Origin of the sequence: Oceanobacter sp. 5_MG-2023 (assembly GCF_030548165.1) — a bacterium.
In the GTDB taxonomy this organism is placed as follows: Bacteria; Pseudomonadota; Gammaproteobacteria; order Pseudomonadales; family Oceanobacteraceae; genus Oceanobacter.
This window is the reverse complement of sequence record NZ_JAUORS010000011.1, coordinates 108881-131712: the sequence shown is the minus strand read 5'-3', so window position 1 is coordinate 131712 and position 22832 is coordinate 108881. Positions and strand designations below refer to the sequence as shown.

At 54.0% G+C, this 22832-nt stretch carries 23 protein-coding genes and 2 tRNA genes; 5 read left to right on the top strand and 20 right to left on the bottom strand.

The genetic code is table 11. The features are described from left to right. Positions 1-77, bottom strand: a tRNA-Met gene (locus Q4551_RS09530). A 55-nt stretch (positions 78-132) separates the two neighbouring features. Further along, positions 133-209: transfer RNA gene (locus Q4551_RS09525), tRNA-Met, on the bottom strand. Positions 210-384: 175 nt separating this feature from the next. Between Q4551_RS09525 and Q4551_RS09520 the strand changes: the two genes are divergently transcribed. Next, positions 385-1446, top strand: coding sequence for an AraC family transcriptional regulator (locus Q4551_RS09520; protein WP_303433341.1), 1062 nt, complete (start codon positions 385-387; stop codon positions 1444-1446). A gap of 137 nt (positions 1447-1583) precedes the next feature. On the opposite strand, the gene Q4551_RS09515 is transcribed toward Q4551_RS09520, so the two are convergent. The 5 genes from Q4551_RS09515 to Q4551_RS09495 form a co-directional block, all read right to left on the bottom strand. Beyond that, complete coding sequence (locus Q4551_RS09515) at positions 1584-2120, bottom strand: hypothetical protein (RefSeq protein ID WP_303433340.1); 537 nt, start codon at positions 2118-2120, stop codon at positions 1584-1586. A gap of 72 nt (positions 2121-2192) precedes the next feature. Beyond that, positions 2193-2906: a methyltransferase gene (locus Q4551_RS09510; RefSeq protein WP_303433339.1), complete on the bottom strand. Its 714-nt coding sequence runs from the start codon at positions 2904-2906 to the stop codon at positions 2193-2195. Further along, the gene (locus Q4551_RS09505) at positions 2903-4024 is read right to left on the bottom strand and encodes a murein transglycosylase domain-containing protein (protein WP_303433338.1); all 1122 of its coding nucleotides are present in this window, start codon (positions 4022-4024) and stop codon (positions 2903-2905) included. The genes Q4551_RS09510 and Q4551_RS09505 overlap by 4 nt, the downstream gene beginning before the upstream one ends. 69 nt (positions 4025-4093) lie before the next feature. Beyond that, on the bottom strand, positions 4094-5440 hold the full coding sequence (locus Q4551_RS09500) for a DUF1329 domain-containing protein (RefSeq protein ID WP_303433337.1): 1347 nt from the start codon (positions 5438-5440) through the stop codon (positions 4094-4096). A 252-nt stretch (positions 5441-5692) separates the two neighbouring features. Beyond that, complete coding sequence (locus Q4551_RS09495; RefSeq protein WP_303433336.1) at positions 5693-6523, bottom strand: TatD family hydrolase; 831 nt, start codon at positions 6521-6523, stop codon at positions 5693-5695. Positions 6524-6787: 264 nt separating this feature from the next. On the opposite strand from Q4551_RS09495, the gene Q4551_RS09490 reads away from it, so the two are divergent. Continuing rightward, the gene (locus Q4551_RS09490; RefSeq protein WP_303433335.1) at positions 6788-7165 is read left to right on the top strand and encodes a hypothetical protein; all 378 of its coding nucleotides are present in this window, start codon (positions 6788-6790) and stop codon (positions 7163-7165) included. On the opposite strand, the gene Q4551_RS09485 is transcribed toward Q4551_RS09490, so the two are convergent. Further along, positions 7162-7896, bottom strand: coding sequence for a ParA family protein (locus tag Q4551_RS09485; RefSeq protein WP_303433334.1), 735 nt, complete (start codon positions 7894-7896; stop codon positions 7162-7164). The genes Q4551_RS09490 and Q4551_RS09485 overlap by 4 nt on opposite strands. 241 nt (positions 7897-8137) lie before the next feature. Beyond that, positions 8138-8779, bottom strand: a complete 642-nt coding sequence (gene msrA / locus Q4551_RS09480; RefSeq protein WP_303433333.1) for a peptide-methionine (S)-S-oxide reductase MsrA — start codon at positions 8777-8779, stop codon at positions 8138-8140. Positions 8780-8837: 58 nt separating this feature from the next. Here msrA and Q4551_RS09475 point away from each other — a divergent pair, with 58 nt between their 5' ends. Together Q4551_RS09475 and Q4551_RS09470 are read left to right on the top strand one after the other, a co-directional pair. After that, on the top strand, positions 8838-9647 hold the full coding sequence (locus tag Q4551_RS09475; protein ID WP_303433332.1) for an MBL fold metallo-hydrolase: 810 nt from the start codon (positions 8838-8840) through the stop codon (positions 9645-9647). After that, positions 9640-10332 (top strand): methyltransferase, encoded by a 693-nt coding sequence (locus Q4551_RS09470; RefSeq protein ID WP_303433331.1) that lies wholly within the window; start codon positions 9640-9642, stop codon positions 10330-10332. The genes Q4551_RS09475 and Q4551_RS09470 overlap by 8 nt, the downstream gene beginning before the upstream one ends. Positions 10333-10397: 65 nt before the next feature. On the opposite strand, the gene Q4551_RS09465 is transcribed toward Q4551_RS09470, so the two are convergent. Beyond that, positions 10398-12170 carry an alkaline phosphatase gene (locus tag Q4551_RS09465; protein ID WP_303433330.1) on the bottom strand — a complete coding sequence of 591 codons (1773 nt, stop codon included), beginning with the start codon at positions 12168-12170 and terminating at the stop codon, positions 10398-10400. Positions 12171-12382: 212 nt separating this feature from the next. On the opposite strand from Q4551_RS09465, the gene Q4551_RS09460 reads away from it, so the two are divergent. After that, positions 12383-14317 carry a VacB/RNase II family 3'-5' exoribonuclease gene (locus Q4551_RS09460; protein WP_303433329.1) on the top strand — a complete coding sequence of 645 codons (1935 nt, stop codon included), beginning with the start codon at positions 12383-12385 and terminating at the stop codon, positions 14315-14317. Between the two features lie 165 nt (positions 14318-14482). Here the strand turns inward: Q4551_RS09460 and ccmI are convergent, their stop codons facing one another. From ccmI to Q4551_RS09410, 10 genes are all read right to left on the bottom strand, one after another. Then, positions 14483-15688, bottom strand: a complete 1206-nt coding sequence (ccmI, locus tag Q4551_RS09455; protein ID WP_303433328.1) for a c-type cytochrome biogenesis protein CcmI — start codon at positions 15686-15688, stop codon at positions 14483-14485. Beyond that, entirely contained in the window at positions 15685-16194 is a 510-nt protein-coding gene (locus Q4551_RS09450) for a cytochrome c-type biogenesis protein (protein WP_303433327.1), read from the bottom strand. The genes ccmI and Q4551_RS09450 overlap by 4 nt, the downstream gene beginning before the upstream one ends. Beyond that, on the bottom strand, positions 16191-16712 hold the full coding sequence (locus Q4551_RS09445) for a DsbE family thiol:disulfide interchange protein (RefSeq protein ID WP_303433326.1): 522 nt from the start codon (positions 16710-16712) through the stop codon (positions 16191-16193). The genes Q4551_RS09450 and Q4551_RS09445 overlap by 4 nt, the downstream gene beginning before the upstream one ends. Beyond that, positions 16709-18706: a heme lyase CcmF/NrfE family subunit gene (locus tag Q4551_RS09440; RefSeq protein ID WP_303433325.1), complete on the bottom strand. Its 1998-nt coding sequence runs from the start codon at positions 18704-18706 to the stop codon at positions 16709-16711. Before Q4551_RS09440 ends, Q4551_RS09445 begins: the two co-directional genes overlap by 4 nt. After that, positions 18706-19218, bottom strand: coding sequence for a cytochrome c maturation protein CcmE (gene ccmE / locus Q4551_RS09435; RefSeq protein WP_303433324.1), 513 nt, complete (start codon positions 19216-19218; stop codon positions 18706-18708). The genes Q4551_RS09440 and ccmE overlap by 1 nt, the downstream gene beginning before the upstream one ends. Before the next feature lies 1 nt (position 19219). Further along, a complete protein-coding gene (ccmD, locus tag Q4551_RS09430; RefSeq protein ID WP_303433323.1) occupies positions 19220-19438 on the bottom strand; it encodes a heme exporter protein CcmD in 219 nt (72 codons plus the stop codon). Next, positions 19438-20199: a heme ABC transporter permease gene (locus tag Q4551_RS09425; RefSeq protein ID WP_303433322.1), complete on the bottom strand. Its 762-nt coding sequence runs from the start codon at positions 20197-20199 to the stop codon at positions 19438-19440. Before Q4551_RS09425 ends, ccmD begins: the two co-directional genes overlap by 1 nt. A gap of 25 nt (positions 20200-20224) precedes the next feature. Continuing rightward, the gene (gene ccmB, locus Q4551_RS09420) at positions 20225-20893 is read right to left on the bottom strand and encodes a heme exporter protein CcmB (protein ID WP_303433321.1); all 669 of its coding nucleotides are present in this window, start codon (positions 20891-20893) and stop codon (positions 20225-20227) included. Next, positions 20890-21573, bottom strand: coding sequence for a cytochrome c biogenesis heme-transporting ATPase CcmA (gene ccmA / locus Q4551_RS09415; RefSeq protein WP_303433320.1), 684 nt, complete (start codon positions 21571-21573; stop codon positions 20890-20892). Before ccmA ends, ccmB begins: the two co-directional genes overlap by 4 nt. Positions 21574-22111: 538 nt before the next feature. Further along, on the bottom strand, positions 22112-22759 hold the full coding sequence (locus Q4551_RS09410; RefSeq protein ID WP_303433319.1) for a glutathione S-transferase family protein: 648 nt from the start codon (positions 22757-22759) through the stop codon (positions 22112-22114). Between the last annotated feature and the right edge of the window lie 73 nt (positions 22760-22832).

Here is a 22832-nt window from a genome sequence, read left to right as displayed (position 1 = left end):
TGGTTGCGGGAGCAGGATTCGAACCTACGACCTTCGGGTTATGAGCCCGACGAGCTACCAGACTGCTCCATCCCGCGACATCATCTTACTACTTTTTGTTGCTACTCTGACCTAAACCGCACACTGAATAAATGGTTGCGGGAGCAGGATTCGAACCTACGACCTTCGGGTTATGAGCCCGACGAGCTACCAGACTGCTCCATCCCGCGTCAGAGGTTGCATATAATACGGAGAGCCTCCCTGTCTGTCAAGGCTTATCAACAAAGAAGACAGGATCTGCTGCGCAAAGCCAGATAGCGATGAAAAAGCGCTCTACAGGGGTGGTCTGAAGCCGGTGGCGGTGATACGTTACCTGTAACAAAAATAACAACAATGACATTACTTATGAGTGCATATCTTACTCCGACATTGACGTCGGCCGCGTTGCATCCTTTGTTCCAGCTCATGCGTGAGCGGGGCCTGAACCCTGACGAGCTTCCTGAGCTGGCCAAGGACTGGGGTAGCAGCCAACTACAATTTCCTGTGCCTGTGTTTGATCGTATCGTCGAACAGGCTGGCCAATTCCTGAAGACACCGGCCATCGGCGTGATGATGGGTAGTCGGCTGGATTGGCGGCGCTTCCGGTTACTGGCATATCTATTGAGTGAATGCCGTACGGGACGTGATGCGCTGTCACAGTTGCGACGTTATTACCCACTGATCAGCGATAGCCATTCTCCCGATGTGTTTATCGGGCAGCAGGCCGTCAAGGTAGTGTTTTATGTCAGTGAGGGGAGCGCGCAAGCGCGTCAGACCCGAGCGGAGCTGGTCGCGGCCGGTATTCATGATGTCGGTTCCCGACTGGGTAACGGCTTCTACAATATTACGGGTATTGGTTTTCAGCAGCCTCCTCCTCAGTACCGGGATCAACTCGATCGTTATTTTGGTGTGCCGGTTCGTTATGGCGAAAGCTGCAACTGGATCAGTTTCTCCAGCGACTATCTCGACAAGTCGATGAAGAAAGCCATGCCGTTCCTGGAAGCCATGCTCGAGGGAGCGGAAGTCCCCTGGCGCTCGGAAGACACGGAACGCCCTTTCAGTCGCAAGTTACGCCATATTCTTTATTACTGGCCCACCTGTCTGCCAATGACCAAGGAGGCGGTGGCTGATTTATTGGGCACCAGCGCCAGGACATTGACTCGGCGACTACAAGAAGAAGGCAGCCAGTTCTCGGAATTAAGCAAGCATTGCCGTTTGGTACGCGCTGCGGCGGCGTTGAAACGTACCAGTAAAGATGTGCAGCAGCTGGCTAATGAACTGGGGTTCTCTGATCGTCGTGGATTCGAGCGGGCTTTCAAGCAGTGGACTGGGCAAACACCGGCTGCGTTTCGGCGTCAATGGCGCAACCAGGCGGTTGCTGCCGTTTCCAGCCTGTCGCCGCTGGAATCCAATATCGGCTTCTACTAGCGCTATCTCGCAACCGGTTGATCCTGCCTGGTTGGTTGCTGTTTTTGCTGAACGGAAAACAGTAACCAACCGGAGACTATCGTCAGGTATATCGGCTATCTGCAACAGGAGATAACAGCGGTCTGTTCAGCCTCTGTTTATTGTATAAGTTCCTGCAGCTCCGTCATGCGGTCACGAACCAGTGCCTTGTCGGCAGCATCAACCGATTCCATTTCATCGATCATTGTCAATGTTCCCCGAAGCATCGATTCCATGGCGTTAAGTTGCTCTGCTGGCATATTACCGCTGCTGCGCATTTGCTGTACTTGAGCCAATTGCTGCTGTACCTGGGCACGGCTTCCACCTTGCTCGTTCATATCGACTGCCAGCATGCCCAGGCTGATTTCGGTGGTAATCCGGGTCCATTGTTCAACGCTGTCAAATCCGGCGGCGGATAGTTGCTGGCTGAATTCACCATACAATCCCGATGTTTTCAGGCTGTTGATACCTTCCTGGAACATCGCGGCCATGCCGTCTGTCATTGCCGCATTCCCTTGTGGCATCGCATCTTCGTGTTGATCCAGCCAGACCTGTACTGTTGGCATGGATTTAATCCACACATCCAGTTCCGTGGCGGTCAAGGCCCACGCCGGGGATGCTGCCAGCATGGCAGTCAGTGTGATAACTCGACGCATATAATAATCTCCGTTGCTATATTCTGAAGCGATATTCTGGGGTGATCATGCCGCGAGGTTATCACAGCTGGGTCAGGGAGCGACGGGCATAGCGTGGATTTCTATCAAAACCTGCTGATCAAAATCACCGATGGCCGGCAAGGTGGCAAAGTGTCCGCGATCCAGCGCGGCAGAGGCAGGGCAAGCTGTCGCAGCAAGCATTGCATTGGCTGACTGGCTGTCAGATATCGCCTGCCAGGCGTTAACAGGCTCTGCCGTCAGCCCCGCTGGAATGCAATCGTTCAGGCGATTGAGCAATCCGTGGCTGCTGGGGTCGTACAACAGATCACCAGCCAGGTACAAATCAAAGCCATCCCAATCATGCTCGTTCACCGAATCCAGAACCACTCCGTTCAACCGGGCATTGTGTTGTGCAGCCAGGGTCGCCAGCGGGTCAATATCACAGACGGCCACTCGACTGGCTCCCTGTCGCGCAGCCTGAATCGCCGCTATGCCGCTGCCACACCCGACATCCAACACCCGCTTGCCGGCCACCAGCTGCGGGTGCCTGGCCAAATAGCTGGACATGGCGCGTCCTCCTGCCCAGGCAAATGCCCAATACGGCATATACCGCCACAGAGCCGCTACTTCCTGACTATTGAACAGTCGTCCCTGCTGGATAGCCAGCAACCAGAGCTGTATGCCATGTTCCAGCGTAACCGGTTCCAAGCCGGCATTGGACCAAACGTCGTGCTGTTGCAGTCCGGCCAACAAGTCCGCCGGGGGATAATGCATCACACTGGTCATGTGCCACCGCCATAACGCGTCTGGGCAGCGGAGACTTTTTTAAGATAGTTACGGGATTCCTGACTGGGATGACTGGATAGAATGGTGCGGTACACCTGGCTGGCCGACATGGCGTTAATGCGGGCAACGGCTTTTTCACGGTCACTGTGGAAGGTTTTATACAGGTTCCCTGCCCCTCCGTTGTAGGAGGCAATCATGCAATACAGTTGTTTTTCGGTGCCCTGGATATCGCGTAAATAACGATCCCGCAAAATCGACAGATAGGCAGTACCAATATCGATATTCTGTTCTGGACGCAGCAGGACATCACGACCGGGGCTGCCACTGCGCTGGTAGATTTTTTCATATACGTCCTTGCCTGCCGTCCGACTCATTACCTGCATCAGGCCATAAGCACCGGATGGCGACACGGCGAACGGGTTAAAACTGCTTTCGGTTTCAATAATAGCCAGAATCAGTGGCGCCGGTACGCTGTAACGAATCGCGGCCTGTTGCACCAGAGTGCCATATTGCTGGGCGCTGACCTGTTGAAATTCCTGCACCATCGGAATCGAGACCCAGTAACGATTGCTTTCTTGTTGTAATTGGTTAGCCACCAGGTATTCGGCATAACGTCGGGCACGCCAGGAATATTCAATCAGCTGGCCATCGTGATCTTTTACCTTGCCGGCCAGAAACGGCGTTCCGGTCAGGCCAAAGTCGGCAGCAGTGCGCAGATCCACCGCTGCCGGGTCCGCCGGGGTCAGCAAGGTCGCTTCGATAGCGTGTGTCAGCGCTTGCAGTGGTGTTTTACTGCCACGGTTTTCGATATGGATGGTCCCGGCATCAAAGTCGATACGTACCTGGGTATGGTAATTATCCAGATACTTCACCAGTGACCGCACTCCGGAAACAGCCAGGTCTCTTCCCCAGACCTTATTGGCCCGATCCGGAAAGAACATAAACTCCAGAATCACCGACTGTACATCGTCCGACAGCTCTGCGAAGTTTTCCGGTAGCTCGGCATCCGCCAGAGCCAGGCATCCCGTCAGTGGAATGCCCAGCAGTAAATAACGGCATTGGCTCCATCGCCACGATCGCGGTCTGAACACCTTGTTCAACAAGGCCAGAACCGGCAATAAAAGACCTTCACCACAGTATATCCTTATCCAGAAAAGTCCGTAGTGTAGCCGCCTGCTTTCTGGCTGTCAGCGTCTGGCCTGACGACGGATGGCATTGGTGGAGAAATCACTTTCATTCAAACCGGTATCAAAAAAGCGAAAGCTGCGCGGCCGCTCGTTATCCAGCCCTTCTGTGTAATAGCGTCCGGATGGAAAATCATAGGTGACTTCGAGCGTGGTCATCATCAAGGGCATATCGTAGTAGTTGATCAAATGCCCTTCCGTCATCTGTATCAGTGCTCCGTGCTGATCGTATTCTTCGGCATACACAATCGACCACGAATCTTCATCGAGATAATAACGGCGCTTGCTATAACGGTGACTGAAGCCAACCCGCAAGTTGGCCTCGATCACCCACACCCGATGCAACTCATAACGCAGCAAGGCAGGGTTCAGGTGATGTTTGGCCAGAATATCGTCCAGCGCCAGATCCCCTTGGTGTACCCGATAGGCATTGTATGGAATATAGATTTCCTGTTTGCCCTGCAAATCCCAGTCGTAATAATCGGGAGCACCGTTAAACATATCGACCTGGTCAATGGTGCGTAACGACTGACTGTTGGGGTCCGGTGTGTCGTATGCCAAATCCGGTGTCCGGCGTAACCGTCGAGCACCCGGTGTATACACCCACGACTTGCGCCGCGCTCGCATCTGATCCAGGGTTTCATGGACCAGGGTCAGGCTGCCGGCCTGATGCGCTGGTGCCAGTGTTTTTCGTGTTAACAGAAAGATTTTGTTTTCCAGTTCGGATGATTTTATGTCCGCCTCGCTGTATTTGAAGTAATAGTTGTACTCCCGCAAGGTGTCCATTCGCTGGCCGTTGGTGGTGATCAAGGAGCTGACTGCTTCGTAGGAGACCGTCTGCCCCCGAAATCTCAGGGTGTGATTCCAGAGTACTTCCAGGCCATTGGCTGGAATCGGAAACGGCGAACTCATCACCGCGCCGGTAACCCCCGAGCCATACGGTAATAACTGTGCCGTGGCGGCATTGGACTGGATGGCATCATAAACATAATCAGGGTACGACGCTGAACGGTGGCTGGGGTAGACATTCAAATACATATCCGGGTAACGCTGCAGCAGCTGACGCTGTCCTTCGGTCAGCTGGTCCTGATAAGCACCGAGGTTGCCAGCATCAATCCGCAACAGCGGCTTCTCGCCGGCATAAGGGTCGGGATGAAAACCGGTTTCCCACGGCCCTTGATCTTGTGGCAAGCCGCCCGTCCAGGCCGGAATGGTACTGCCATTACCTGCGCGCTCCGCCCCCAGGGGCGTCAGGTCCTGCTGTAATCGTTTAATCTCACTATCCGGCAACTCTGCCCAGGATGGCATTGCCATACCCAGCAACCACACAAGCATACTTATTATTTTCATGTTTTTATTTACCTGGCAGCCGCGCGTCTGATGAACCAGTCACTCTGCTGTTGTTGTTATTACTGTTATTGTTATTGTTATTGTTATTCCATCGCTATCGATAATGAGGCCACTCCCCACCAATGATCAATTTCACCTTACAAAAGGCAACATTTTGATCATGAATAAGAAACTGAGAGCCCATCAATCTCATACTTTAGAGTGACATTAATACGAATGCCTTTTGAAAAATAAAAAAATATAACTTTTAGGTTATATGGAAAGATCCGTAGAACGCCTGAATATCTGACCAATACGGGCAGCCTGTGCGGCACGCACGGTGGCGGGAGTAACGCGCTTGAGGCGTGCAAGAGCAACGCCGATTAATGGTAAAAAAACCGGTGAATTGGTCGCGCTGGCAACCACTGCCGGAGCCATATCCGGTGCATCGGTTTCCAGTAACCAGGCGTCCAGTGGCAGCTGCTGCACAGTGCGGCGCAACCGATGGGCATTGGGCCGTAATAACAGCCCACCCAGCCCCAACCGAAAACCCAGATCAAGATACTGCCGGGCCTGCTGTTCACTGCCACTAAAGGCATGGATAACACCCCCCTGGTCAAACCGGGTTTGTCGCAGTGCCAGAATGATCTCATCATGCGCACCAACACCATGCAGGATCACCGGCAGTCGATATTGTTGCGCCAGCTGTAGCTGGGCATCAAACAACCGCCGCTGACGCAGGCGTATCGCCGGGTCCATCTGCCGAACCCGGTGCAAACCAAACTCCCCCACCGCGACACAGTCCGATGTCACCAATGCACGCTCCAGCCAGTCCAGATCGTCCATCGTGTGCTGATCAATAAAAAAAGGATGCAGACCCAGGGCAAACCACCAAGGCCGCCCCTGGCAAAACGACGCCAGTTGTTTGCCTTGCTCACAGCTAATTCCTGGCACGATCAGGCCCGTCAGCCCCAGACTTTCACAGTGCTGCCACACCGCCTGACGGTTTTGCGCAAAAACCGGGAAGTCAAAGTGGCAATGACTGTCAAACCAGCCTGACAGAACAGGAGAGACAGGGCCATCTGTCGCCGCGGGCTTATTCATACATAGCGGTATTCATCGATTGTCTACCTTGGGCGTTGGTGGCCGGCCGTTGTCAAATTTATGACAAGTCGTCCCTGTTTTCGTCAGAATATTACCCTAAACAGCATAACAATCGCCCCAAATGCCTGCCTGACCACGCCACCCGTCGCTACCATGACGATTTTGGGGGCATAATAATAAAAACAGGGATGGCGCTCTTTTTGCTTCGATATTCAATACTGCCAATTTATCCGACACTGATTATCCGACACAGGAAGGTGAGCAATGATGCTAACGCCTCACGAGCTCAGAAGTATTATTCATCCAACGCTGGACTATATGGGTTGTTATTCTGTTGCCACAGAAGAGCAACTGGTTGCTCTGGCACAAGCACAATGCCGCCGCCCGCTCAATAACCACGACAGCACTTCTCTGTACCCGATTGATAACGATCTGCACCAGCAAATCTGGGATCAGTACCTGGCATTCAATCCTGATCAGGCCAGCCTGATTCGGGGACTGGCGTCGCAGCGACAGTTTCTGATTGATCCCCACCACGAATTAAAAACCAACCTCAGTTATGCCACCGCCATTGCCTGGGCTGTTTTTATCGCTTATCCACAAATACTGGCAAACGGCCTGGAGCGGAAAAGTGCCTGTTAAAATGCCAGCTGCTCTTTTACTGCATCCCACAGAGCCTGGTAATTACGCGCCAAGGGCACATTAGGCTGGCAGACGACAATCGGGCTGCGTAATTCCAGCATCCGTTCAGCACTGGCAGAATGACCGATAAAAACCGGCAATAACTCTTTGATGGTTGGTGCAACTTCCGAGGCCCATTGCACATGCGCTCGCTTGCGGCGATCAATCAGGGTGACAAATGGCAGCCATTGTTTACTTTTGACCCAGCTGAGATGCTGTTTCGACTGTTCATAGGCCCGAATGGACAGTAACGATGGTTCGATCGGCACCAGAATTTTATCCACCGCCTGTAACACCCCTTCAATTTGCGGTGACAGTATCGGTGGGCAGTCAATCACCACCAGCTCGTAATCTTCTCCCAACATATCGATAGCATCACTGGTGATATCTCTGGCGGTACGTTTGTCGGCGACACTTTGGTGAAATTTGCGCAAAGAGATATCCGCAGCCAAAACGTCCAGACGGTCATACTGCGTCGGGTAAATATAACGGCCGATCGGCTTGCCTTCACTCCAGACCTTGTCTTGCTTGCGATCAGTCTCAACGCCCAGAATCCAGGTGGCGGCCCCTTGCGGGTCAAGATCCCAAAGCAGAGTGCGAACGGAGTTGCTGGCGGCCAGAGCGGCCAGGTTAACGGCGGTAGTAGTTTTCCCCACCCCGCCTTTCAGCTGAAATACAGCAATAGCACGCACGAAACGCTCATCCCTTGATAATATTAACGGTCAGTCTAACACGTGATTCTTACGATATATCCCACCAAAATGCTCTATCAGCACGGCCACTCATCACACCCATGCTGAGATCAGACCAGTCTGGATCATCGCCATTTAACCGTGAAAAACCGTGCCAGAAAACATCTTTCTGACCCGGCTTGCTGACACGGTTTTCACACCACCCAGGCACCAGGCTCTCGAACGAGAGTTAGATAAGTAATCAGGCGGTAGTTCCCTTGAAAGCCACCCCACAGCCTCCCAATCCACAATAACCGCCGGGGTTCTTGGCCAGATACTGCTGATGATAACTTTCAGCCATATAATAACGAATGCCTGTCCGAATTTCGGTTGTAATCTCTGGCTTGCCTGCTGCCGTCAGACATTGCTGATACTGCTCCCGGCTCTGCTCTGCCACCGTCAGGGCTGCGGCATCGGGCAGATAAATCCCGGAGCGATACTGGGTACCGATATCATTGCCCTGACGCATCCCCTGACACGGGTCATGACTTTCCCAGAACACCGTCAACAGCTGTTGTAGCGATAGTTGCTGCGCGTCATACCAGATACGCACCAACTCATTGTGACCAGTCAAACCGCTGCAGACTTCGTCGTAGGTCGGATTAGGGGTATGACCGCCACCATACCCGACCGAGGTAGAATACACCCCGGGCAGCGACCAGAACGCCCGTTCGGCACCCCAGAAGCAACCCATACCAACCATCAGCTCTGATAACCCTGCCGGGCGCTCTCCGGCAATCACATGACCATTCACAAAGTGATGACTGCTGGTTGGCAAAGGCTCGGAGCGGCCCGGCAAGGCCTCATCCGCAGAAGGAATGGACATATGTTTTGGACGCCACATAATCAGTCTCCAGTAACAGTAATCGTATTCAGGCAGAGGAATTTTCTACAGGCATCCTATGACAACCTATCCGAATCAGCTATCCCTCTGTTTTCACGGCGTTGGCAGCGGCGGCCATCTGGCTCTGGGCAGCGCCGCCGCCACTCTGGAACATCAGGGCCAACCCTTGTTATTAATCGACTGTGGTCCAGGGACACTGGCACAGGTCCAGCAGCGCTATCAGGCCTTGCCGACAGCTATTTTCATGACCCATGCGCATATGGATCATATTGCCGATCTGGAAATATTGACGGTACGGGCGAAGCTGCAACAGGTCGCCCCCATTCCGCTGTTTGTGCCTCTCAGTGTCATTCCGGTACTGCATCAGCGGCTGGCAACGTATCCGGGCACGATGGCCGAAGGTGGCCATAACTTCTGGCAGTCGTTCCAGTTATTACCAGTCAGCGACCGGTTTGAATACGCCGGCATGACCTTCCACTGTTATCCGACCCGGCATCACGCTCCCGGCTCATCCTTTGCGTTGCACCTGCCCGGACAGTTTTTTTACAGTGGCGACACCCGGCCCATCCCTGAAGTTCTCAATCACCAGTTAAGCGGCAATGAAGTGGTATTTCACGATTGTGGCCTGACATCCAATCCATCCCATACCGGTCTCGATGATCTGGCAAAAGAATACCCCGAGGCCTTGCGCCGTCAGCTGGTGCTGTATCACTACGCCAATACAGACGCTGGCCAGCAGCTGAGCGCCGCCGGATATCGGGTTGCCACAGTCGACGCCTGTTTTACCCTGGGTAACGGCACTCAAACCCGTGCAGTACAATCAGCAGCACACCAACCAGCAGAGCAGATCAACCACCGCCGTGAATAACAGCCACCCGGAACTCAACCGGCAGCTACAGCAAATGTTGCCAGATGCCTATGTTTGTCGCCAAACCCTGAGTGCCTGTCCAGAGCTGCAACTCTGGCTGGCAGCACCAGAATGTATCAATCGGCCGTTTGCTGCCGACGAACAATTACGTATTGCCGCACACCCGGCCTATTGGGCGGTGTGTTGGCCTGGCGGTCTGGCGATGGCCCGTTATCTGCTGGATCATCCAGCCATGGTTAAGGGCAAAACCGTACTTGATATTGGTTGTGGTTCCGGCTTGGTGGCCATTGCTGCCGCCTATGCGGGAGCCAAGCAGGTGATTGCCTGCGACCTCGATCCACAGGCCCTGATCGCCTGTCGCGCCAATATGGCGTTAAATCCGCGGGCACAACAGCAGACCGAACTGGCGTTATGCAGCGACTTTCTCCAGCTCGGCCAGCTCGGCCAGGTCGACCTGGTACTGGCCGCCGACCTGCTGTACGACCAGCATAACCATGGCTTGCTGGATAAGTTCATAGCGATCAGCCAGCAGGTCTGGCTGGCAGAATCACGACAGCCCGATATCCAGCACCCGGCATTTCACTATCTGGGCCGACACTGTTACCCCACCGAACCGGAAACCGGGCCCAACGATCCTTACGCCACTTCCCTGCTGTATCACTCCCTGCCAACCTGCCAGCCATAAAAAACCCCTGATACCGGGCGGTATCAGGGGTTTGGTTTTATCACCAGGTCGCTATCTGGCCCAAACTAGCCCAGATCATCAACACTCTCCAGCGTCAGTTCTGAACCAGCCAGCACCTGCATACGTTTACCTGTGGTTACGTTGTAGCTTGAGCTGGCGATAGTATCAACAAACACCCAGTCACAGCTGGCCTTTTCTGCGGTAAAGGTCACCAGCATAAAGCCCCGCTGACCGGCATTCAGATACTCAAGGTCATCAATCAAGGTAGTAATCGCCGACTCAAATTTAGCCTGCAAAGCCTCATCCGAACCAAATCCGGCATACAACTCCAGCCCTGGCGAAGTCACCGATGGTGTGGCAAATTCGACACCAATCGTGGTGCCTGACTGAGTCAGCTGGCTGGCCCAGGCATTGTGGGTATCACCCGCCAGTGTCACCAGATTCACATCACGGGACTGGCCGCTGATCTGGGCATACAGCGTTTGACGCGCAACGTCGTAACCATCCCAGGCATCCAGATTATACGGTGCTGTGGTGGCCAATGCGGTGGCGACGTCGTCATCAATATCCATCCCCAGACTTTGCATGTATTTGGCGGTGGCATAGGTTTCCAGCATGGTCGCCAGTGCCAACTGGTCTTCAACGGTTGTCAGTGAGCTCATCGCCAGCAAGATATCTGCCGGGATGTACATTTTCCCCATCAAAACCTGCTGACCCAATACATCCCAGGTGGCACCCGAGGTAGCCAGGCTGTTGCCAAACCAGACTGTTTGTTCATCCCCCAGCAAGGTACGGGAAGTGTCTGACATGTCCGTCATGAACGCTGTGGTATCCAGCCCGGTAGAAGTGACGTAATCGGTATAATCCAGTTGCTTGCTACGGGCCAGAATACGGGTATCCAGCATGTGCAGGCGTACCAGATCGCCAAAATCAAACGCCCGATAGATATGGGCGTTATCGGAACCGGTACGAATCGGCAACCATTCATGATAGGCCTGCTCGGCAGCATCACGACGCTCACTGAATGAGCCTTCGGTCGTTTCATCATGATTCTCGGCACCGTCGATATAGGTGTCGTTGGCCAACTCATGATCATCCCAGACGCAAATAAACGGCTTGGCGGCATGGGCAGCCTGCAGGTTGGCATCCACATGGTATTGCGCGTAACGCTGGCGATATTGTGCCAATGTGGTGATTTCTGCCGTTGGCTCCGGTTGGCGGCCTTCGGCATCTTCAGTGGGGTATTCGTTGGAGCCGTATTCGTACAGGTAATCACCCAGATGGATCACGGCATCGGCATCGCTGTTGGCGATTTCCCGATAAACGTTAAACAGGCCGGCCGGAAAGTTGGAACAGGAACACACCGCCAGTTTGACGCTGTCGACACTGCCTTCCGGCAGGGTTTTGGTCTGACCGATGGTTGAGGTTTCACCATCCTTGCCAGCAAATTGATAATAATAGCCAGTGCCTGCCGACAACCCTGTTACGTCCACTTTAACCGTATAGTCACGGGAAGCATCGGTATACACAGTGCCGGATGCCACCACATCGGTCATGGCAGCGTCAGTCGCCACGACATAACCCACTTCGGCTTCCGCGTCGGCATCCGCGAGTTCGTCCGGCGTTACCCGGGTCCAGATAATCACGGCATCCACCAAAGGATCGCCCGACGCCACGCCGTGGCCAAAGACAAATACGGTCAGGTTGCGGCTGGAATCATCGTCGTCGTCATCATCGGCAAAACAGCCGGTAATTACAGCGGGTACACTCACCGCGCTGGCCGTGCCAGCCACAGATTGCAAAAAGCGACGACGGCTCAAATCGGGAGTACGTGACATACTTGGACCTCAACATAACGAGAGGGCGTAATTGCCCCATCAATGACTTAAAAGGCCATAATCGTAAATATTTGTTAAGAACTTAAGACAGAAAGCCTCCTGAGGTAAATCTTTATCAAGAACTACTGGCGGCATGAGTTTTCCGTGCTGGCCTGCACGGCACGCGTCCATTAAACTCAACGGCCTTTTTTACCGGCCGGGGCCAGATCGGAATGCTAGATAAGAATTCGTTGTCACAACTGCAATCTCTCAAACAGGAAATACACGACAGTGTTCCCAGATTTGAGGGAAAGGTTCGAGCGACTGGCGGACGCTTCGGCTTCGTAGTCACGGACGATAACCAGCAGTTCTACATGTCACCGGAAGAGATGGAAAAGGTGCTTCCAGGCGACAGGGTTGCTTTTCGTGTTGAGGAAGTGGATACCAAAAAGACGCAAGCCATTATCGAAAGCCTGATCAGCACAGAGCTGAGCGACTTTTGTGGGACTTATGTGATCAAGGGTAAAGGCCACTTTATCCAGCCCGATCACCAGGCACTGAACCGATGGATTTTTGTACCACCCAAAGCTCGCCAGAATGCCGAAGAAGGCATGTTGGTCAAGGCGCATCTGTCACAGCACCCTTACCCCGCAGGCCGGGCTCAAGCAGAAATTGATACCGTGATTGGCAGCAGCCAGGATGCCGGTATCGAAGCTCGCTACATGTGTCAGAAATGGAATCTGGCCACTGAGTTCAGCGAAACCGAACTGCAACAGGCTCATGAGCTGGCAGCCGCCGGCATTGATGCCCTCAGCACCGATCGCGCCGACCTGACAGAACTGCCGCTGGTCACGATCGACTCCGCCAGCACCCGCGATCTTGACGATGCCCTCTGTGCGACCGTTACCGATACCGGCTGGACCCTGCACATTGCCATTGCTGATCCGGCAGCGGTTATTCAGCCGGGTACTCCTCTTGACCTGATGGCACGCGATCGTGCGACCTCGGCCTATTTCGCCCATCTGGTGATTCCGATGTTGCCGGCAGCATTGTCCGAACAACTCTGCTCACTGCAACCTGGCGTCAAACGCCTTGCTCTGGTGGCCGAAGTCGCGGTTGATCAGGCTGGTGCCTCCACCCTGACCCGCTTGTCTCAGGCGCTGGTGTCCAGCCAGGCCAAGCTGTCTTACCAGCAAGTCGGTGAATTTATGGCGGATGGCAGCCTCGGTGATATCGATGCCGCTCTGCAGCCGTCATTGGATGCCTTGAAAGATTGTGCCCAGGCACTGGCCAGCCAACGCAAAAACGCCTGTCTGGTGATGGAAGACCGCCCAGACTATCGCCTGATACTGGACGAAAACGGCAAGGTCAAAGACATCGTGCGTCAGGAACGTAACGACGCCCAACGTCTGGTCGAAGAATGCATGCTGGTCTGTAATCGCCTGTGCGCCGATTGGCTGCAGCAACATAACAGCGGTATTTTTATTGAGCACGCCGGTATTCGTACCGAACGTATCGGAGATGTCACCACCCTGCTCAAGGAACAGTTGGGGCTGGAAAAGAAACCCAAAATCAAATCGCTGGAAGACTACGTCAGCCTGATGAAACAAGCGGCAGGCGGTGATGATGGCCTGAATATCAAGCAGATCATCAGTCGCCAGCTTGAGCGCAGTAATCTGACCACCGAAGACAAGCCGCATATGGGCCTGGGCTTCCCCCGCTACACCACCATGACGTCACCGTTGCGCAAATACAACGATCTGTTGGTACACCGTATGATTGCTGCGATTCTGACAGAGCAACCCGTCCCTGCCGTCGACGCTCCTTTACTGAGTGCGATTCAGGACAAGCAAGCCAAGGCACGGGTGGCCGCCAATCAGACGGAATCCTGGCTCAAGCTACAATGGTTAAAAACGTTTCCGGCCGATGCCCAGTTTGATGCGGTCATTCAATACGCGACTGCCAATAACATCATGGTGCGTTTTGAAGACTCCGGGGTGGAAGGACAGATTGATCGTCGTAAAGTGAAGGGCAACTGGGCATTCGACAGCAAAACCCTGTCACACAGCAACGGCGAACAAACGCTGGCCATTGGTCAGACTGTCCGGGTCAGTGTGCAAACACTAGAACCGGATAGCCGCGAGCTGAAGCTGGCATTGCAGCCATAACCCCACTGGTATTACAACAGCATTACACGCCGGAAACAGCCAGAGGAAGCACTTGTCAGAAAGTGCAGCAAGAATAGTAAGAGTAAGTAAGTAACTAGAAAGAGAAACAGGTAGTCAGAAAAAACAGCAGAGCCGATCAGACTGACCGGCTCTGCTGACACCCAGTCAGTTCACCTGGGTTTTGATGGTCAACATCTGGACTTCACTGTCACGATGATCCACCGGTGAGCGCTCATCCTGCCAATCTCCTGGCTGAGCAGTCGGTTGTCCGGTACGGGACACCCGCGCAATCAATGTCAGCTGTTCAAAATCACTGATCGTCATACCCGGAGCCATGGCCTGGGCATCGGTCAGGGTCACTTGTGTGGGCAAATCCGCCACCGTCAAACGTTGTACCGCCAGAGGTAAAGGAGGGCCAGTCACCGCCCGCGCCAGCACAAACACCAGATCATCCGGCTTGACCGCCGCTCTGGCTTCAGCACTGATATCAACCGCCACTGTCAGCCCAACCCGCTCCAGCCAAGCCAGATCGACGATAATATCCTGTGTCGCCAACTGTTCTGCAGCCCGACGTATACCTTGTGCCAGTACCTGGGATTCCGGCCCTTCTGGCAATCCCTGCCACAAGGCTTTCCAGTGATTGATCGCCCGCTCATGCTTGCCCAGCTCAAACGCCAGAATACCTGCCATGCCCAGAGCCTGACGGCTTTGGGGATTAAGCGACAAGGCTTCATCCAGCAAGGCATAGGTCGCTTCGTCGGCTTGTTGGTCGGCAGCAAAGAACTTTGCCTCGGCCATCAATGTCAGGGTCGCAGCACGATCACTGACAGCGTCCTCTGGCAAGGCTTCCAGAATCTCGCCAAAGGCATCCACGGCCTGTTGATATTCACCGCTGGCGTTAAGCAAGCGGGCGTTCAGATAAGCCCACTCCAGATTATCCGGATCATGGTCCGCTTCTGCCGCCAGGCGCTGCATCAACTGCTGGCGCTCCGGCATGGTCAGCTCAACCTGTTCGCCCTTGTTCAGCAAAGCACTGGCTCGCAGGGCATTATCCGCCCCCCAGATGCTGTACAGCATGACCGACGCCAGCAAGGCCACCACAACCATGCCTCCCAGCATGATCCAGCTGCCAGAGGTCTTGTCGGCACGACTGGTATGCCCGTCGGCGCTGGCCAGAAATTCACGGTCCAGCTCCAGCTGCAAGGCAGCCTGTTCGGCATCGTTCAGCTCGCTGGATTTCAGCTCATCGGTACGTTCCTGGTACAGGCGCAGATTTTCTTCACTCTGCTGATTGGTTTCCGGTCTGAACCACACGGGGCGATACAGCAAGGCCACCAGGGGCAGCAGCAGGATCAACAACATCCAGATCATGAGTTATTCGCCTTTTGGTCGTTCGATGAATCCGCCGAGACTGCGGCTTTTAATTGTTCCAGTTGCTGACGTTCTTCTGCCGTCAATGGAGCCGGAGCAGCTTTCTGATTACGCCGCATTTGTCGCAAGATCAGCAGCCCCAGCAAAAAGGCCAGCAAGGGGCCAAACCAGAGTACATAGGTCTCTGCTCTCACCGGAGGTTTGTAATGGACAAAATCGCCGTAACGGGCGACCAGATAATCTATAATCTGCTCATCCGTCTGGCCGTTATTCATCAGCTCATAAACCTTGTCACGCATGTCTCCGGCCACTGGGGCATTGGAATCCGCCAGGTTCTGGTTCTGGCACTTGGGACAGCGCAGCTCTTCTGCCAGATGCTGAAAACGGGCAATATCATCAGGATCATCAAACGGGTATTTATAGCCATTCACCACCGCGTGGGCAGAGACCGCTCCCAACAGCAGCAGCAAGCCGGCCAGCCAGTGGCGATATTCATAACGCATCATGGCAAGCTCTCAAATTCAGGTTCAAGAGTCGACCAGACCCGGGCATTCAAATCACCGACGTGTCGACCACGAATAATCCCGCGACTGTCCAGTAAAAATGTCTCCGGTGCGCCATAAACCCCCAGTTCCAGGCCCAACTGGCCATTGGTATCCGACAGGTTCCAGCGATAAGGATTGCCGTAGGACGCCAGCCATTGAATCGCCTTGCGCTCTTCGTCTTTATAGTTGATGCCGTAAATGCGTATGCCTTCCGCAGCCAGCAAATTAAGGAAAGAATGCTCTGCTTTACAGGTCGGGCACCAGGTAGCCCAGACATTCACCAGCGCACGTTTGCCCAGCAAGTCATCGCGGGTTACCACTTCTCCGGTTTCCAGCGATACCATTTCAAATTCCGGAAATGGTTGCCCGACCAGCGGCGAAGGCAAAACATCCTTGTCTTTACGGTCAATGGTGAGAAAAAACAGCCCCGCCAAGATGGTAAAGCCAACCAGAGGGACAAACAGAATAAACCGGTTCATGCAGTTGCCTCCGCGATTGCAGATGGAGAAGGTGCCGACCGCCGTGGTTGGCGATAACGTTTATCAAACATGGCCATCAGCCCGCCCAGCGCCATAAAGATGGTTCCCAGCCAGACCCAGCGCATAAAGGGTTTGACCTGAATCCTCATCCCCCAGGCACCGTTTTCCAGTGGCTCACCCATGGATACGTACAGGTCACGGAACAGCGTGACATCGATGGCGGCTTCGGTCATGACCGAACCCCGCGCCGTGTAGCGGCGTTTTTCCGGCATCAGCTCGCCGATTAGCCGGTCGTTGTCGTAGACCCGGAAACGGATGGCATCGGCGTGGTAGTTAGGGCCGCGAATCTGCCCCGCCTCGACAAATTCAAAGCGGTAATCCCCCAGCGTATGACTGTCACCAACCGACATCCGGACTGACTCTTCCTGGCTGTAGTTGGCCACCATGGTCACACCGACCACCGTCACGGCAACACCGATGTGCGCCAGAATCATGCCGTTAAAACTGAGACTCAACGATGGAATCCGCTGCAACTGGCCCCGGCATTTTTTCCAGACATCCAGCAGGCTGGCCAGTATCAACCAGCTGGCAATACCGATCCCCAGGATAACCTGGCCATTCAGCTCCCCAGAAACAATCAAGGGGGTGGCGATACCCAGCACAGGAGCGGCCACTGCCGCCAGGCCCAGTTCCCGCCCCAGACGCTTGGTCTGATCCGTCTTCCAGCGCGATACCGCACCGATACCGATAATCAGTGTCAACATGACGCTCACCGGTACAAACATCACGTTAAACCAACTCGCTCCGACGGAGATCTTGCCCATGCCAAGGAAATCAATCAGCAACGGGTACAGGGTGCCCAGCAGAATGGCAAAGGCCGCCACCAGCAACAGCAGATTGTTCATCAGCAAAAAGCTTTCGCGGGATAACCAGTCGTAACGCCCAACCGATGCCACCGTGGGCGCCTTGAGTGCATAAATCAGCAGCGAGCCACCCACGCAGATACCCAGCAATGCCAGTACAAACACCCCTCGTTCCGGGTCAGAAGCAAACGCATGTACAGAAGTCAGTACGCCGGAACGTACCAGGAAGGTTCCCAGCAGACTGAGGGAGAACGCAATGATCGCCAGTAACACGGTCCAGCTTTTGAACAGGCCGCGTTTTTCTGTCACCGCCAGCGAGTGCATCAACGCAGTCGCCACCAGCCAGGGCATCAGTGACGCATTTTCAACAGGGTCCCAGAACCACCAGCCGCCCCAGCCCAGTTCGTAATAAGCCCACCAACTGCCCAAGGCGATACCGATGGTCAGAAAAATCCACGCAGCTGTTGTCCATGGACGAGACCAGCGTGCCCAGGCGGCATCCAGACGCCCACCCAACAACGCCGCCACAGCGAACGAAAACACCACGGACAGGCCAACGTAACCCATATACAAGGTTGGTGGATGCACGATCAAACCAAAATCCTGCAGCAGCGGATTCAAATCACCGCCTTCTGACGGTACCGAGGGCAAGGTGCGGGCAAACGGATTGGAGGTTTCCAGCGTAAACAGAATAAAACCGGTCGAGATCAGCCCCATAATACCCAGCACCCGCGCCAGCATATCCAGCGGCAACGAACGACTGAACAAGGCAACCGCTACGCCCCAGCAACCCAATAAAGCCACCCACAGTAATAACGAGCCTTCGTGGGCACCCCACACCGCGCTGATTTTAAACGGCGTCGGCAAGGCGCTATTACTGTTGGTAGCGACATAAGTCACCGAGAAATCATCCACCACAAAACACCAGGCCAACACCACCAGACTGATCAGCAAAAACAGCGCCTGGGCTGCCGCCAGTGGCCGGGCGTAGGCCATCATCAGCGTATTATTGCGATGTACCCCCCACAACGGCACGACGGTTTGGAATACCGCCACCACAAACGCCATGATCAGCGCCAGTTGGCCAAACTCCGGAATCGACGACAAGGCGCCGTAAGCTTCGGTCAACATTAATAGGCTCCGTCATTTTTGATCGATTCGGAAATTGAGTAACTGCTCGATGTTGCCGATGCACCCTGCATGGCCTGTTTGCCATCTTCGTGTGCCTGCTCCAGAGCATCCTGCACTTCCGGTGGCATGTAGTTTTCATCGTGCTTGGCCAATACTTCGGATGCCTGTATCACGCCATGCTCATCCAGCTTGCCCAGTGCCACAATACCCTGTCCCTCACGGAACAGGTCGGGCAGGATACCTTCGTAATGAATCGGCACCGTGGCGGCACCATCCGTGACCTGGAACGTAACCGCCAGCCCTTCTTCATCGCGCTGTACGCTACCGTCAACCACCAGACCACCGGCACGAATGGTGCGCCCTACCGGCACTTCACCATTGGCAATCTGGGTCGGAGTCTGGAACAGGTTGATGTTCTGGCTAAGGGAATACATCAACAGCCCCACCGCAACGCCAAAGCCGATCACCAAAAACAGAATCAGCTTCAGCCGTTTCTTCCGTTGTGGATGCATGTCAGTTTTTCTCCTCGTTAACTACGGTTCGGTCAGCGGCCGCTTGTCCGCGACGATCACGGCGTACACGTTGCCCTTGTTCCCGAATCAAACGACGGCGCTGCAACATTGGCAGCACCAGATTGGCAATAATTACCAGCGCACTCAGGCCGTAAGACAGCCATACATACAAACCATGACGTCCCATGGCGAGAAATTCGCCGACACTGTGAAATTCCATTAGCGACCTCCACCCAGCATTTCCGGCAACGCCTGAACCCAGCTGCGCTTGCGTTCATGCCAGAGAATTTCATTACGGGTGCGTAAAATCACCAGCAAGGCAAACAGTACATACGTTGTCAGAATCATGATCAGCAACGGCAATAACATATCCGGGTGCATGCTCGGTTTTTCTGTCAACTTCAAGGTCGCTGGCTGGTGCAAGGTATTCCACCACTCCACCGAATACTTGATGATGGGAATATTCACCAGCCCAACCAGCGCCAGAATCGCCGCGCCCTTGTGGCTGGCCTCTTCCGACTCAATCGCCCGCTGTAATGCCATCACGCCAAAATACAGGAACAGCAGCAACAACATCGAAGTCAGACGTGCATCCCATACCCACCAGGTCCCCCAGGTCGGTTTGCCCCAGATCGCGCCGGTCAACAGGGCAATCAGGCAAAAACTGGCACCAATCGGCGCAATCGCCCGCGCCACCCAGGCCGCCATTTTCATTTTCCAGATCAGGAACACCGCGCCGGCAACCGCCATCATGATGAACGCACTCTGGGCCACCAACGCCGCTGGCACATGAATATAAATAATGCGAAAGCTGTTGCCTTGCTGATAATCAGCCGGTGCATACAGCAAGCCAAGCACCAGCCCAACCACGCAGCCCACCACAGACAGCAAAGCCAACCAAAAGATCCATTTTGATGTCAGTTCATAAAACCATTTGGGCGAACCCAGGCGGTGATACAGCCGTACAATCCACTGCCACATAAAATCCCCGATCAAAAACGTGCGCCTAGCGCGATAAATTCAGTTTCAGTGCCGCTGCCGAAGCGAAGGGCGTCAAACACACAGACAGCGCCAACATGGCGCCCAGAAAACCGATCTGGCCATTGTATGCCATCCCCAGTCCGGCGTGATAAACCGCACTGGCAGCAAAGATCAACACCGGTACATACATAGGTAAAATCAATAGACTCAATAGCAATCCACCACTGCGCACCCCGGCCGTCAACGCCGCCCCCACAGATCCCAGCAGGCTCAGAATCGGCGTTCCGACTGCCAGGCTCAGTAACATACCGATGTAAGCGTCATCAGGCAGCGCCATCATTAATCCCAGCACCGGGGCCATTAACGTCAGAGGCAAACCGCTGCAAAGCCAATGCACCAGGGCCTTGGCCAGCGCCAGCATATAGAGAGATTCCCCCGATGCCAGCCATTGTTCCAATGTGCCGTCTTCAACATCAGCTTTGTATAACGCATCCAGTGACAACAGCGTCGCCAATAAAGCACCGACCCAGATCACCCCACCAGCGATCCGGGACAAGAATTCAGGGTCCGGGTCCACCGCCAGTGGGAACATCGCCACCACCATCAGAAAAAACATCAACGGATTAAGCCACTCGCCAGGATTACGCCCAGCCAACAGCAGATCCCGCTTGATCGTTGCCATCACCAGGCTCATAAGAGTCCTCCGCCCAAGGCCAGTTCACCCAGATCCAGACGCTTGAGTGACGGAATATTCTGCAACGCATGGTGACTGGTAATAATGACCGCACCGTTGCGGGCAACATGCTGTTGAATGCGGGCTTCCAACCAGGCCACCCCAGCAACATCCAGAGCGGTAAAGGGTTCATCCAGAATCCATAGCGGCGCGGGCACAATCGCCAACCGCGACAAACCGACACGGCGCTGCTGCCCGGCCGAAAGCTGATTACAGGGCGTTTCTTCATAACCGCCCAGCTCAACATCTTCCAGTGCTTGCCACAGATCATCATCGGTAATCACCGACGCGGATTCCGTGGACATCCATGGACTGACCAGCCAGCGCAGATTTTCCAGCGGTGTCAGCGCACGCTTGAGCGCCGCCAGATGGCCGAGATACAAGCGCTGGCTGGCGTAATCGGCAAACACCTGGGTCAATGGCTCGCCATGCCAGAGCAGATCGCCGTCAAAATCCCGGTTCAGTCCGGCCAGCAATCGTAACAGGGTGGTTTTCCCGGCACCGTTTGGCCCCGCCAGTTGCAGCAAGTCACCATTCTTGACGGTCAGGTTCAAACGCTCGAATAACACCCGGTCATCACGCTCGCAGTACAACTCACTCGCACTCAGGGACACACTGTTATCGGTATAACGATTTGCCATTCAAACCCCGGAAATTGCCATTGCGCATAAAAGCGGGCGCATTATATACAAAAACCCTGTGGACTGTGGCTTGACCCGGATGGGTCCTTCGACCAATTTGCTTCGTTCATGAGACGCACGCCAGACCTGGAGCAATATCACCTCCTACTTTGCCAAACGCAGTAGCCATCAGGATGGAGGATCTCTCCCGACGCAGGCACCCGGCATCACTCAGGTTAGAGGTATGGAACCCGGGCAGGAAAAGCGTGATGCCTCAGAACTGATCTATCGCAAGAAAGGCACCAAACGAAGAACGGCAACAAATTAAAGTCCGGGATGAAGATGCCCATTGGCGTTGATGAAGCTATGAGCCTGACCCACCGCCGCGAATGTTCACAACCTGGCACCTGCTGAAAAGCGGCGCCATGGTGATGAACATTGCAGATCAGGGTTGCCAATTTACTGGGAATTATGGGCTGTATCGGGTTGTTTCAGATTGCTGGTTTGGCATAAAGACAGGCAATCGATGGGCTTTTTCAGAGCTTCCTTAAATTGATTGTTATGAGTACGACCCAAAGGGTTTGAGGTCTATACCTTCAATATCGCAAACCGCCTTAATAGTTGGATTTGAGCAAAGACGCTTTAAATAAGCAGCCAGATGCTCAAATTCAAGAGGGGATTTTTCCAGTGGCAACGACCATTCCGCAAGCATAAACAAAAAATAATCACATGCTGTTAGCGTCCCACCAAGCAAGTATTCATTGCCCTCTAGCTGGTCGTTGATAATGGATAAGGCGTCTGCAACCCTGTCGCCCTGGGCCGCTACAACATTTGGAATGGTAGCTTCATCATTGGTATGGCGATGAGGATAATAGTGAACCATAAGTTCAGCTTGCAGCGTATTATTAAGAAACGCGAGCCACTGATAAAACAAGGGGCGGTTCGGATCACCTGGAGATGGCATCAAATCTGATTCAGGGTGTAATTCACAGATGTGAATGCAAATGGCCGGACTTTCAAAAACGGGCTGCTCATTAACAACCAGAGTCGGAATTCGCCCTACAGGGTTGAGCCTGAGATAATCTTCAGATTTTTGAGCATTTGACGTCTTATCGACCAACAACAACTCATAATCTGCTTTTAAGTGATGAAGTAAAAAATGAGGAGCCAGGCTCGCATTGTTTGGGTAGTAATAAAGTTTGAACAAAATAAATTCCTGATCACCAAAAGTACAGACATTCATAACGAGCCTGTAGAAAAACCTGATTTCAGGTAGTCTT